We start from the raw sequence: 12,662 nt of genomic DNA, 5'->3' as shown, positions 1-12,662 counted from the left end.
TCTCCCTTCGTCAGCGGACGAGGCGCAACTGGTTGCGGCTGCGGAAAAGCCGCTCATCACCCTTGTAAGCCTCGATGGTGAGGTTCCACATGCCGGCCTTCACACCCTGAAGCACGGCGCGATAGGTGCCGCTCGCCACTTCGGACAAGCTGGCCGAATGGTCGTGGTTCGGATCGACGGCGTGGGTCAGCCGGACGCGCACGTCGAGCCCATGAAGATCGGCCCCAGCCTTGTCGGTGAAGTGGATTTCGATGGAGGCGTCGTCACCGACGGGCCTGACAGCGGCGTCCACCATCCAGCCGCGATCGGCCTGCGCCTTGCCCGCCGCGATTTCGCCTTCAAACTCCTGGCCGGCCTTGTAGCTCGACGCCACCTCGACGCCGGGAAAGGTCGAAACCGCGAAGTAAATGAAAGCGCCGTTCACCGCGAAGGTTATGCCGAAAAAGGCCAGGAGCCAGATGAGGACACCTCGCCCGGTCAGACGACGGCCGCTGTCGGGCTCTTCGGTGGTAACGGTCATGCGGTCGATCTCCCTCGCCATATCCAAGCATCTGCCTTTTGCCAGCCGTTCGCAACCTCTCGGGTTACGGCCGTCCCGGCTCAGTTCGTCGGCGCAGCCTTGAAGAAGTCGGAGGTCGAGGCCTTTTCGCCGTTGTCGGTATCGACGATGTAGAACTCGATCGGCGTCGACTCCGGCAGCGAGACCCCGCCCGGCACCATGACCAGCACGCGCAGCTCGCGTGTCGTGTCGGCAGGCACCTCGATCACCGGCTTGCCGCTGGCCGCCGCCACGCCCTGGGCTTCGACGGTAAAGCCTTCCGGCAAGCCGGAAACGGTCAGTGCGAAATGCCGCTCGTGAGGCCGCTTGTTGATCAGCCGCACGGTATAACCGTTGCGGGTGCCGCCATCGGACAGGTTGACGTAGAGCGGGTTGCGGTCGTGCAACACGCTGACACCCTGGAAGGCACGGTTGGCCAAGGTGTAGGTCATGATGCCGCCGATGATGACGATCAGCGCCGCATAGAGAACGGTGCGCGGCCGCACGATGCGGAAGATCGGCGGCTTGCCTTCGCTGCGACGGGCGATGTTCATGTCGGTATCGTAACCGATCAGGCCCGGCTCACGCCCGACCTTGGCCATCACCGTGTCGCAAGCATCTATGCAGAGCCCGCACTGGATGCAGCCGAGCTGCAGCCCTTCTCGAATATCGACGCCGGTTGGGCAAACCTGTACGCAGGCCTTGCAGTCGATGCAGTCGCCAACCTTCGCACCAGCTTCTTTCGCTCTGGCGCCCGTTCGCACCGACATGCGCGGTTCGCCGCGATCGGTACGATAGGTGACGTTGAGCGCCCATTCGTCGGTCAGCGCCGCCTGGATGCGCGGCCAGGGGCACATGTAGAGGCAGACCTGCTCGCGCATGAAACCGGCGAGCGAGTAGGTCGTGAAGGTCAGGATGCCGATCCAGATATAGACAATCGATGCGGCATTGCCGGTGAAGATGTCCCTGATGATCGTCGGCGCGTCGCCAAAGTAGAGCACCCAGGCGCCGCCGGTTCCGACGGCGATCAAAAGCCAGACGATATGCTTTGCGGCCTTGCGCACGAACTTGCCGACGCTCATCGGCGCGCGATCCATCAGAATGCGGTCGCGACGATCGCCCTCGAACCAGCGCTCGACGGCGAAATAGAGATCGGTCCAGACCGTCTGCGGGCAGAGATAGCCGCACCAGACGCGACCGGCGACCGCGTTCATGAGGAAAAGGGCGACGGAAGCAAGTACGAGAAGGCCGGTGAGGTAATAGACCTCCTGCGGCCAGATCTCCACGCCGAAGAAGTAGGCCTTGCGTCCGGCCATGTCGATCAGCACCGCCTGACCCGGCGCATCGGGGCCACGGTCCCAGCGGATGAAGGGCAGGAAGTAGTAGATTCCGAGCGTGATGATCAGCACGGACCACTTGATGGTCCTCAAACGGCCACTGACAGACGCGGGATAGTTCTTCTTGGCGGCCGCATAATAGCTGTCGCTTCCGGTCGTGACGTTCTCGTCGACCCGCATGGTGCCTTCTTCTCCCGGCGTCCGCCTTGTCGTCCAGGCGGATCGCTTCTAAGTAATCGCCACTATTATTAGCACATTAGCACAAACTAGAACTGGCGACGACCTGCGATTTGGTCGCTGCCGCCATGCGTCGGACAGGCCTGACGAGTTCGGGGGCGCCGAGCCTGCGCTGCTAGAGTTTCTCCGGCGAACTCGGGTTCGTCGGAGAAACTCTAGCTCTTCGTTAAGACGCAGTTCCGGACGCAAAACCGGTTCCCACTTTTGCTGGAACTGCTCTAGCTCAGCACTTCCCAAAAGGATTTCCGCGCTTGCCGGAGCTGGCTCAGGCGCGGCTCCCCAATTCAAACAGCAGCGGCGGGGATCGCTCCCCGCCGGCTCGACGTCCTCACATAGGGATCTCAGGTACCGCCGCCAAGGTCGTGGACGTAGATCGCCAGCGACTTGATGGTCACCGGATCGAGCTTGCCGGCCCAGGTCGGCATGACGCCGCGGTGAGCGTTGGTGACGGTATAGATCACCGACGCCTCGTCGCCGCCGTACAGCCAGATCTTGTCGGTCAGATTCGGCGCGCCAAGCTCCTGAATGCCCTTGGCATCCTCGCCGTGACAGCTCGTGCAGTTCTCGGCGAAGATCTGCTTGCCGGCCTCCACGTCAGCGCCCTTGACCGAGTTGCCCGACAGCGACAGCACGTAGCCAGCGACGTTGCGGATCTGCTTGGCGTCGAGCAGGCCATCTGCGCCGAAGCGCGGCATGTCGTTCATCCGCGTATCCGGACTGGTCGACCGGATGCCGACGGTGATGGTGTGCTCGATGTCGGCGAGAGTGCCGCCCCACAGCCAGTCGTCGTCCTGAAGGTTCGGGTAGCCCTTGGAGCCCGTCGCGCCCGAGCCGTGGCAGGGCGCACAGTTGTCGCCGAAGGCGGCGCGCCCCTGGGCCATGGCGAACTCCAGCATCTTGGGATCGTTCTTGATCTCCTCAAGGCCGGCATTGGCGAGGTTCTGTCCCACCACGTTGCGCTCGGCGCGGCCCGCCTCGGCCTCCGCAAGTGCCGAGGCACGTTGCGAGTGGCCGAGCAAACCCTTGGTGTAGCCCGACACGAGCGGCACCGCCGGGTAGACGAAGGCGTAGCCGATCGCGAAGACGATACAGGCATAGAACACCCACAGCCACCAGCGCGGCAGCGGGTTGTTGAGCTCCTTGATTCCGTCCCATTCGTGGCCGGTGGTCGACACGCCGGTGACCTTGTCGATTTCCTCGTGAGCCATGGCTCAATCCTCCTCAAGCGGGATCTGCGCGGCGTGGTCGAACTTCGCCTTGTTCTTCGGCCAAAGCGCATAGACGCAGATGGCCGAGAAGATCAGGAAGAAGTACAGAAGCCCGCTCTGTTGGGCGAAAGCGGCAACCTGTTCGTAGCTGAAGTCCATGGTACCCCTCAACGCAGGTTGGCTTTGTCGTCATAGGTCGAGAAGTCGACCAGGGTTCCGAGCATCTGGAGATAGGCAACGAGCGCGTCCATCTCGGTCAGCTTGTTCGGATTGCCGTCGAAGTCGCGCACCACCGTCTTGGGATAGCGGGCAACCAGACCCTCTGTCATGCCGTCCGGGTTCACCTGGGCCTTGAGGTCGGCCTCCGCGTTGGCGATGTCCTCATCGGTGTAGGGCACGCCCTGGAGCCGCAGCGTCTTCATGTCCTCGGCAATCAGGGCGGCCTTGAGCGGCATCTCCTTCAGGAAGGGATAGGCCGGCATGACCGAGGCCGGAACCACCGAGCGGGGGTCAACGAGATGGGCGACGTGCCAATCGTCGGAATACTTGCCGCCCACGCGGGCAAGATCGGGACCCGTCCGCTTCGATCCCCACTGGAAGGGGTGGTCGTACTGGCTTTCCGCCGCCAGCGAGAAATGGCCGTAACGCTCGATCTCGTCGCGCATCGGGCGGATCATCTGGCTGTGGCAGAGATAGCAGCCCTCGCGGATGAAGATGTTGCGCCCCGCGAGCTCCAGCGGCGAATAGGGCCGCATCCCGGTCACCGTCTCGATCGTGCTCTTGAGGTAGAACAGGGGCACGATCTCGACCAGACCGCCGATGGCCACCACGATCAGGATGCCGATCAGGAGAACGATCGAGTTCCGCTCGAACACCACATGCTTTTGCATGAGACCCATCAGTCGTCTCCTTACTCGGCCGGAGCCAGGGCCACGTCAGCAGCCGGCTTTTCGGCCTCGCCGTGGCGAATGGTGAGATAGAGGTTGACCGCCATGATCACCGCGCCGGTCAGGAAGAGGATGCCGCCCAACGCACGGATGACGTAGTAGGGATGCATCGCCTCGACGGTTTCGACGAAGGAGTACTGCAGGAAGCCGAGCTCGGTGTAGGCACGCCACATCAGGCCCTGCATGATGCCGGACACCCACATCGACGTGATGTAGAGCACAATGCCCAGCGTCGAGATCCAGAAGTGCCAGTCGACGAGCTTCAGGGAGTAGACGTCGCGCTTGCCCCAGATCCAGGGGACCATGCAGTAAAGCGCGCCGAAGGAGACGTAGCCCACCCAGCCAAGCGCGCCGGAATGCACGTGGCCGATGGTCCAGTCGGTGTAGTGGCTGAGCGAATTGACCGCCTTCACCGACATCAGCGGCCCTTCGAAGGTCGACATGCCGTAGAAAGCGACCGACACCACGAGAAGACGCAGAACCGGATCGGTACGCAGCTTGTCCCAGGCGCCCGACAGCGTCATCAGACCGTTGATCATGCCGCCCCAGGAGGGCATCCACAGCATGACCGAGAACACCATGCCGAGCGTCGACGCCCATTCGGGCAGCGCGGTGTAGTGGAGGTGGTGGGGGCCGGCCCAGATGTAGAGGAAGATCAGCGCCCAGAAGTGGATGATCGACAGCCGGTAGGAATAGACCGGCCTGTTGGCCCGCTTCGGCACGAAGTAATACATGATGGCCAGGAAGCCGGCGGTCAGGAAGAAGCCCACCGCGTTGTGGCCGTACCACCACTGCACCATCGCGTCCTGCACGCCCGCCCAGACCACATAGGACTTGGAGCCGAAGACGCTGACCGGCACCGCCGCATTGTTGACGATGTGCAACATGGCGATGGTGACGATGAAGGCGAGATAGAACCAGTTCGCCACATAGATATGGGGCTCCTTGCGCCGCCATAGCGTCGCCAGGAAGACCATGAGATAGGCGACCCAGACGATGGTCAGCCAGAGGTCGGCATACCATTCCGGTTCGGCGTATTCCTTGCTCTGCGTAACCCCCAGCAGATATCCGGTGCCGGCGATGACGATGAACACGTTGTAGCCGAGAATGACGAACCACGGGGTGACGAGGCCCGGCATGCGGGCCCGGCTGGTGCGCTGCACGACATAGAAGGACGTTGCCAGAAGCACGTTGCCACCGAAGGCGAAGATGACCGCCGAAGTGTGAAGCGGGCGGAGGCGTCCGAAGGTCGTCCAGGGAAGGCCGAGGTTGAGGGCCGGATAGGCCAGTTCGAGAGCGATCCAGATGCCGACGGAAAAACCGGCGATGCCCCAGAACATGGCAGCGATCGAAGCAAATTTGACCGGACCGAGATTGTAGTTCGGCTTGCCGTTGATCTCGGCGGGTTCGACATGGCCGTCGCGGTCGATGAACGACCGGACAATCAGGAAGACGCCGGCCGCCGACGCGATCGCGCCGATGGTGGCATGAAAGGCAAAGACCGGATCCACCGCCTTGCCGGCGGCCAGAACGCAATAGAGAAAGAGAAGCCCCAGGAAAACCGTGTATACGGTTTCCTCGAGCGACATCAGAGGTTTGGCCCTCAACGCCGTCATGTTCGTCGCCCCGTGTCTGTCGGAGATCGCCCACCGTCGCCGACGAGCGCCTCGCTTCGCCCGTTTGCCGACGCCCTAGTGTCCCCCGCCCCGAACATTTGCGTCCGGAGCACGGGAAACAACCTAGTTAGGTCTACGCATACCAACCTTGACAAAGGTCAAGGTTGATCCGGGAATGGAGGGGGTTTAGCGCAGTTCTAGACGTTTTGCCTATATCAAAATGGACTAATTATAATGAGCGACACGGATCGGATCGTCGTCGTTGCAAGCGAGACGGATCGGGGGGCAGATACCAGTCCGCCAAAATGGCAAGGGCCGACTGATTCGGTCCAATGCCGCCGCGTTTGACGCCGGTCAATGTATCGGCCGGCCAGCGGCGCCAAGGATAACGCATGACCCAACTGGACGAAGCCGTTTCGCTCGAGACCCTCATTCGCGCCACCGTGCCGCGCTACACCTCCTATCCGACGGCGCCCCATTTCTCGGCCGAGGTCGGAGCGGAAGCCTATGGCGGGCTTCTCGATAAGGCGGCGACAGAGGACGGCCCGGTCTCGCTCTACATTCACATCCCATTCTGCCATTCGATCTGCCACTATTGCGGCTGCACGACCAAGGCGACCCGGCGCTACGCGCCGATCGAGGCCTATGTCGACGTGCTCAGGTCGGAAATCGCCATGGTTGCGGCGCGGATTGGCCGGCGAGCGGTGTCGCACATTCACTGGGGCGGCGGTACACCCAACCTTTTGTCGGCCGAGGCCTTCGAGGCAATCGTCGACGACTTCCACCGCTTCTTCAGCATCGGACCGGATACCGAGCATGCGATCGAGCTCGATCCGCGCCATCTGGGCAAGGAACGGGCCCGCCTGCTTCGGGCCATCGGCGTCAACCGTGCCAGTCTGGGCGTGCAAGACTTCGACCCGACGGTTCAGGCGGCCATAGGACGCATCCAGCCCGCCGAAACGGTGTCGGCATCCGTCGAGCAGCTGCGAAGCGCCGGCATCACCTCGCTGAGCTTCGATCTGATCTACGGATTGCCCGAGCAGACCGTCTCCTCCATTCGGCGTACGGTCGAAGCGGCCATAGCTCTCGCGCCCGACCGCATCTCTCTGTTCGGCTATGCCCACGTTCCCTGGTTCCGCGCCAACCAGAAGCTCATCGACGCATCGAAGCTACCAGGCAGTGAGCAACGGCTCGATCTCGAGCGGACGGCCCACAGCTCCATCGCAGCGGCGGGCTATGTACCGATCGGCATCGACCATTTTGCCCGGTCGACCGATTCCATGGCCGCGGCATTGTCGAACCGGACGCTACGCCGCAATTTCCAAGGCTACACCACCGATCGCGCTGACACGCTGATTGGCTTCGGCGCCTCGTCGATCGGCCGGACGGCCTGGGGTTACGCCCAGAACGTCGCCGACACCGGTAACTGGCGCGAGCGCGTCGTGGGTGGCCGCCTTGCAACCGAGCGAGGCCGCCTGTTGACAGCGGAAGACCGCCTCAGGGCCGACGTCATCGAACAGCTCCTGTGCTTCTTCGATGTCGACCTGTCGGCCACCGCCGCCCGCCACGGCGCGGAGACGAGCCTGCTCTCGGCCGACCTCGAAAAGCTGGCGCCGCTCGTCCGTGCCGGCTGGGTGGTTGCCGACGACAAGCGAGTGGCCATTGTTCGACACGGCGCCGAACTGGCGCGCCTCGTCGCCTCCGCTTTCGACGCCTATCTCGGCACGGGTGGGCGTCATTCGGTGGCGGTTTAGTCGGCAGTCGACGTCAGTGAATGCCTGTCATCTTGCAGACACGGCAGACGTCGACGAGGCGGATGCGGTCGTTGCGTTCTATGGCAATGAAGCCGCGCCGCTTGAGGTCGGACAGCACGCGGCTCACCGTCTCGATGGTGAGGCCGAGGAAGTCGGCGATCTCCTGCCGCGTCATCTTCAACACCACGAGCTCGGTATCCGTGTTGTGCCGCTCCGGCCCGGTACAGCCAACAACGCCGCGATTTGGCACGAAGCGCATCAGGAAGCTCGCCACCCGCTCGGTGGCAGACTTGCGGCCAAGCAACACGGCATGGCTATGCAAGGCTTCGATCCGCGTCAGGAGACATCGATTGACGTGGGCGAGCAGATCGATGGACTGGTCGATGTCGCGGCGATCCAGCACTCGCACCTCGGCAGAGGTCAGCGCCTCGGCCGTGCAATCGTAAAGACCGGTGAGCGAATGGCCGAAAAGGTCACCCTCGCCGAGGATGTCGACCACCTGACGGCGTCCGTCGCCGAGCAGGCGATAAAGCATGATCTGGCCACTGACCACCTCGTAGAGGTGACTGGCGGTATCGTCCTCATGAAACAGCACGGCGTGGGCGTCGTGGCGGTCGAAGCGCGCGCGCGGCGAAGCGCGGTAATGGTCCCACGCACTATCGTCGGCCGGCGCGCGAAGCCGGGTGCCGGCATAGCGGCTGCGATGGCGTCCATCGTCGAAACCGCCGGCTGCGAACCCTTCGGCAAACGAGGTCTTTTTCTCAACGAACATCGATCCCTCCTCGATGACATGCTCGGTGACACGTGGTCGGCAGGCCACCGGAGGATCGAACCGGCCATCCGTCCATGGCCGCTCACTCTCCGTCGGCTCGACCGAAACCCGTCCGCTTCGGCCGCACCACTATCGACACTGACACAATATGGACATAAGCGCCCTGCGGTAATTCGTTTGGTTACTTAACCATCGCAGGAAGGGTTCTCGTTTTCCGCGCCTAAGGCGCGACGGCGCTGGCGAAAACAACGCTTCCCGCCAGCCTTGGAAAGCGCAGGTATCGAATCTCCACCCGGACAAAACGGGCGGAAACATGGACAATTTCGTCAGACATCGTTGCTTCCCCCGCAGGCGGAAGACAAAAAAACCCGGCGAACCGGGCGGCCAAGGCACCGTTCTGCAGAAGGATCAGGCGGTGATCGCCTCCAGCCAGTCGGCCGCCGGCGGTTTGCGAAGGATCTTCACGTCGGCCAGGCCTTCGGTTTCACGCGCGATCGTCCGCGACGATTTGCCGGAAATGGCGATGACCTTGGGCGTCGCGCCCGCCTTCTCCAGATGACGAACGAGTTCGCCACCGCTCATGCCCGGCAAGCCGAGGTCGACGATCATCGTATCGTCGGGAGCTGGAGAAGCGGAATGAATGAATTCCTCGGCGCTCGCAAAGACACGCACCGGCAATCCCGCTCCTGAGAGCAGGGATTCCAGCGCGTCGGCGACCGAAGGATCGTCCTCAACAATGATATACATAAGCCACACTCTAAAACTGCGAGGCGCAAACCAGTCGCAGGAAAAAGTAGTGTGCCTTGATCATTGGGCAATGTTTATCCGTGATCCCCCGTATGCGCAGTCAGCACGATACGGACGAGATCGGCGGCATTGCGCGCACCGAGCTTTTCCATGATGCGTGCACGGTGCACTTCGATGGTACGCGGAGAGATGCCAAGGCGCCGTCCGGCTTCCTTGTTGGACGCGCCGCCGGTGATTTCCTGCAGAACATCGCGCTCGCGCGGAGTCAGATGCTCGGCACCGGGGAAGCTCAGGCCCGGAGTGCCGCCGTTGGCGTGGCGGCCGTAAGAAGCGATCGCTTCGCGAACGCGCGTTACCACCGTATCGGCATCGAACGGCTTCTCGATGAAATCGGTGGCGCCGGCCTTGATGGCGCTTACCGCCATGGGGATGTCACCCTGGCCCGAAATGATGAAAACCGGCGACGGAAAGGTACCGACATCGATCGACCGGAGAATGTCGAGGCCGGACTTGCCCGGCATGTGGACGTCAAGCAGCACGCAGGCCGGCTTGTCCGTCTTTAGCGCCGTCAGGAACTGATCGCCGTCCGCGAACACCCTGACGCCATAACCTTCCATCTCGAAGATGACCGACAGCGCGTCACGCACCGATGCGTCATCGTCGACAACGAAGATTTTTCCTTCTGTTTCAGCCATGTCACCCTTCCTCGATCTGAGGATCCCTGAAGACCGCCAGGGTCCCGCCCGGCTAGCCAAGTCCATGGATCGCGTCCACTCAGCGCATCTCAGGGCCTCCCGTCCGAATGAACGGCTTCCGCGAGATTCGTGGCGGACCTTGCTTATCTACGTATTTATACGGCGAAACCTCCCGCCGCGCCAGCTACCACCCCTTGGGTGGTCACTTTGTTTCTTGCCCTTCCCACCGGCGCCAGCCGCGCCGTCCATTCACCCCCACGTGTCCTCTTCCGCCTCGTCCGAATGGTGCATCGGCAGCATCAGGGTGAATGTGGCCCCCTGCCCATTGCCGCCGGGATCGGCCATCAGGTCGCCGCCATGATTCTGGGCGATTGCCCGTGATATGGCGAGCCCGAGCCCCATGCCGGACTTCTTGGTCGTGCTGAACGTTCTGAACAGCGACTTGCCCACGTCCTCGGAGAAACCGGGGCCGCTGTCGGTCACCGAAACGAAGGCCGAACGATCGTCGGAACCGATGGATACCTTCACCCAGCGCTCTTCGCTCTCCTTGGCCACTTCGAGAGCATTGCGCAGCAGGTTCAGGATGATCTGCTGGATCTGCGTCGCGTCGGCATCCACCTGGATCGGTGTCATGCCGAAGACGCGGCGAATGGTGACGGTGGCCCCCTGTGCCACGAACTCGCTGAGATCGAGCGCCTCGTTGACCACCTCGCGCAAATCGACGGTGGCCCGTTCCGGGTCGCGCTTCTCCACCATCTGACGCATGCGCTGGACGATATGGCTGGCCCTCTCGGCCTCGAGAACCGCCTTGTCGAGTACATCGAGCATCTTGTCGCTCGGCGGCTTGGCGTCGGCGTGGCAGGCCCTGACCTGCCGGGCTACGGCCTGAAGATACAGCAGCAACGCGGTCAGCGGCTGGTTGAGTTCGTGGGCCATGGCGGCGCCCATCTCGTCCATGGCGGACAGGCGCGTCATGTGCACCACCTGCGCCTGGAGCTGGGATACGCGTTGCTCGACGGCACGACGGGAGCGCAGGTCGCGCAACACGCCGATGTACTGACGCCCCTCCGCGGTCTTCGCTTCGCCGACTGAGAGCTCCAGTGGAAAGACCGTGCCGTCGCGATGCATGCCGGACACTTCACGGCCAATGCCGATGATCCGTCTTTCACCGGTCCGGTGATAATTGTTCATGAAGCGGTCGTGCGACACCGAGAACTCGGGCGGCATGATCAGCGACACATTCTGGCCGATGGCCTCTTGCGAGGTATAGCCGAACAGTTGCTCGCAGATCTTGTTGAAGACCAGCATGCGACCAGTCTCGTCGATGACGATGACGCCATCGGCGGCGGTGTCGAGAAGACTCTCGAACCGAGCCTCCGAAACCGCGGTCCTGCGGTCCTCAAGTTCTCCCATATCCGCCTCGCTCTCCCCTTCATCCAGATGGGGCCACAACCTCGCCCCGAAATCTGTCAAATCAGGAACAGCCCTTCAGTGCAAGTCCGGATGTAACATGCACGACTTCCAAGGAAAAGGAACTGTTCCAGATCAAATTCAAACGCAAATGTCCGTAAAAAATCACTAAATGCCTACGGTGGCGTGCCGGCGCGTGGCGAGCCAGGTTGACAGCCGGCCGAGCGCGGTGGTGATTTCCTGCGGATCGCCGGCAAAACACAGGCGCATGAATCGCTCTCCACCTCGGCCGAACGCGGTGCCGGGCGCTATTCCCACCCCCGCCTCGCGCACCATGTCGAGACAAAGCCGGCGCGTGTCGCTCTCGCCGTCGAGGGAGAAGAACAGATAAAAGGCTCCGTCGGGTGGCGACATCGTCACGCCGTCCGCCGCGGCAAGCGTGGCGAGAACGGCCGCCCTGTTGTCGCGCGCCCGTGCCGCCTGGAAGGCCAGGAAACCCTCGCCATTGTCGAGCGCCTCGACGGCGGCACGCTGCATGAAGACCGCCGTGCCCGAACTCGTGTATTGCACGAGGTTCTGGACGGTGGAGTTGAGGGCGGCCGGCACTTCGATCCAGCCGATCCGCCATCCGGTCATCGCCCAGTTCTTGGAGAACGTGTTGACGAACACAAGCCGGTCGTCCGGTTCGGCCAGTGTATGGAAGGAGGGCGCAACTTCCATGCCGTCCAGGTAGCAAAAGCGGCCGTAAACCTCGTCGGCAACGATCCAGATTCCGTGGTGACGGGCGATAGCGAGGATGGAAGCAAGTCGATCACGGCTGGCGACCCAGCCTGTGGGGTTGCCCGGCGAGTTGATGAAGATGGCGCGCGTACGCGGCGTGATCGCCGTCTTGAGTTCATCCGGATCAAGATCCCAGCCCGTCGAACCGAAACGCATCGGCACCTCGCGCACCACCGCGCCACACAGTCCGGCAGCGGCCGGAGCATTCGGCCAGGCCGGTGTCGGCACGATCACTTCGTCACCGTCGCCAGCGACCAGAGACGCCGCCATCTGGATTGCATGCATGCCGGAAGAGGTGACCACGAATCGGTTGATGTCGGCAGGCCGGCCGCCGAACGGTCCGTAGATCCGATCGTGATACCGGCAGAGCGCTTCCCTCAGTTCCGGCAAACCGGCCTGATGGGTGTAGAAGGTCTCCCCAGCCAGCAACGAACGGACCGCCGCATCGCGAATGTTGGCAGGGGTCGGCAGGTTGCCTTCGCCGACCCAAAGCTTCGATGTTCCCGGCCGCCGCAACCCCTCAAGGTGAACCTCGACGATACCACTTGGGGGCGCGTTTCGGGCCGTCGGCCGAATGTCGTCGAGAAAGCGTGCGGCAACGTCGGGGATCATTGATATGCC

General features: G+C 62.7%; 12 protein-coding genes. 1 reads left to right on the top strand and 11 read right to left on the bottom strand.

Features of this window, described 5'->3' with window-relative positions; all coding sequences use genetic code 11:
• Positions 1 to 10: 10 nt before the first annotated feature.
• From M4J39_RS11325 to ccoN, 6 genes are all read right to left on the bottom strand, one after another.
• The gene (locus M4J39_RS11325; RefSeq protein WP_251727942.1) at positions 11 to 520 is read right to left on the bottom strand and encodes a FixH family protein; all 510 of its coding nucleotides are present in this window, start codon (positions 518 to 520) and stop codon (positions 11 to 13) included.
• 80 nt (positions 521 to 600) lie between these two features.
• Positions 601 to 2,055: a cytochrome c oxidase accessory protein CcoG gene (gene ccoG / locus M4J39_RS11320; protein ID WP_251727941.1), complete on the bottom strand. Its 1,455-nt coding sequence runs from the start codon at positions 2,053 to 2,055 to the stop codon at positions 601 to 603.
• A gap of 398 nt (positions 2,056 to 2,453) precedes the next feature.
• Positions 2,454 to 3,320, bottom strand: coding sequence for a cytochrome-c oxidase, cbb3-type subunit III (ccoP, locus tag M4J39_RS11315; RefSeq protein ID WP_251727940.1), 867 nt, complete (start codon positions 3,318 to 3,320; stop codon positions 2,454 to 2,456).
• A gap of 3 nt (positions 3,321 to 3,323) precedes the next feature.
• Positions 3,324 to 3,479 carry a cbb3-type cytochrome c oxidase subunit 3 gene (locus M4J39_RS11310; protein ID WP_101291274.1) on the bottom strand — a complete coding sequence of 52 codons (156 nt, stop codon included), beginning with the start codon at positions 3,477 to 3,479 and terminating at the stop codon, positions 3,324 to 3,326.
• 8 nt (positions 3,480 to 3,487) lie between these two features.
• Complete coding sequence (ccoO, locus tag M4J39_RS11305; protein ID WP_251727939.1) at positions 3,488 to 4,219, bottom strand: cytochrome-c oxidase, cbb3-type subunit II; 732 nt, start codon at positions 4,217 to 4,219, stop codon at positions 3,488 to 3,490.
• Between the two features lie 11 nt (positions 4,220 to 4,230).
• The gene (gene ccoN, locus M4J39_RS11300; RefSeq protein WP_251727991.1) at positions 4,231 to 5,856 is read right to left on the bottom strand and encodes a cytochrome-c oxidase, cbb3-type subunit I; all 1,626 of its coding nucleotides are present in this window, start codon (positions 5,854 to 5,856) and stop codon (positions 4,231 to 4,233) included.
• A gap of 419 nt (positions 5,857 to 6,275) precedes the next feature.
• Here ccoN and hemN point away from each other — a divergent pair, with 419 nt between their 5' ends.
• The gene (gene hemN / locus M4J39_RS11295; protein WP_251727938.1) at positions 6,276 to 7,637 is read left to right on the top strand and encodes an oxygen-independent coproporphyrinogen III oxidase; all 1,362 of its coding nucleotides are present in this window, start codon (positions 6,276 to 6,278) and stop codon (positions 7,635 to 7,637) included.
• Positions 7,638 to 7,650: 13 nt separating this feature from the next.
• Here hemN and M4J39_RS11290 read toward each other — a convergent pair whose 3' ends face one another.
• The 5 genes from M4J39_RS11290 to M4J39_RS11270 form a co-directional block, all read right to left on the bottom strand.
• Positions 7,651 to 8,409, bottom strand: coding sequence for a Crp/Fnr family transcriptional regulator (locus M4J39_RS11290; protein WP_251727937.1), 759 nt, complete (start codon positions 8,407 to 8,409; stop codon positions 7,651 to 7,653).
• A 408-nt stretch (positions 8,410 to 8,817) separates the two neighbouring features.
• Positions 8,818 to 9,156, bottom strand: coding sequence for a response regulator (locus M4J39_RS11285; RefSeq protein ID WP_251727936.1), 339 nt, complete (start codon positions 9,154 to 9,156; stop codon positions 8,818 to 8,820).
• A gap of 74 nt (positions 9,157 to 9,230) precedes the next feature.
• Entirely contained in the window at positions 9,231 to 9,851 is a 621-nt protein-coding gene (locus M4J39_RS11280) for a response regulator transcription factor (protein ID WP_251727935.1), read from the bottom strand.
• A 249-nt stretch (positions 9,852 to 10,100) separates the two neighbouring features.
• Complete coding sequence (locus M4J39_RS11275) at positions 10,101 to 11,264, bottom strand: nitrogen regulation protein NR(II) (RefSeq protein ID WP_251727934.1); 1,164 nt, start codon at positions 11,262 to 11,264, stop codon at positions 10,101 to 10,103.
• A gap of 165 nt (positions 11,265 to 11,429) precedes the next feature.
• Positions 11,430 to 12,653, bottom strand: a complete 1,224-nt coding sequence (locus tag M4J39_RS11270) for a pyridoxal phosphate-dependent aminotransferase (RefSeq protein ID WP_251727933.1) — start codon at positions 12,651 to 12,653, stop codon at positions 11,430 to 11,432.
• Positions 12,654 to 12,662 lie beyond the last annotated feature (9 nt).

This window comes from Pleomorphomonas sp. NRK KF1, assembly GCF_023721755.1.
Lineage (GTDB): Bacteria > Pseudomonadota > Alphaproteobacteria > Rhizobiales > Pleomorphomonadaceae > Pleomorphomonas.
The sequence above is the reverse complement of the archived record's forward strand: the minus strand, read 5'-3'. Positions and strand labels throughout refer to the sequence as shown.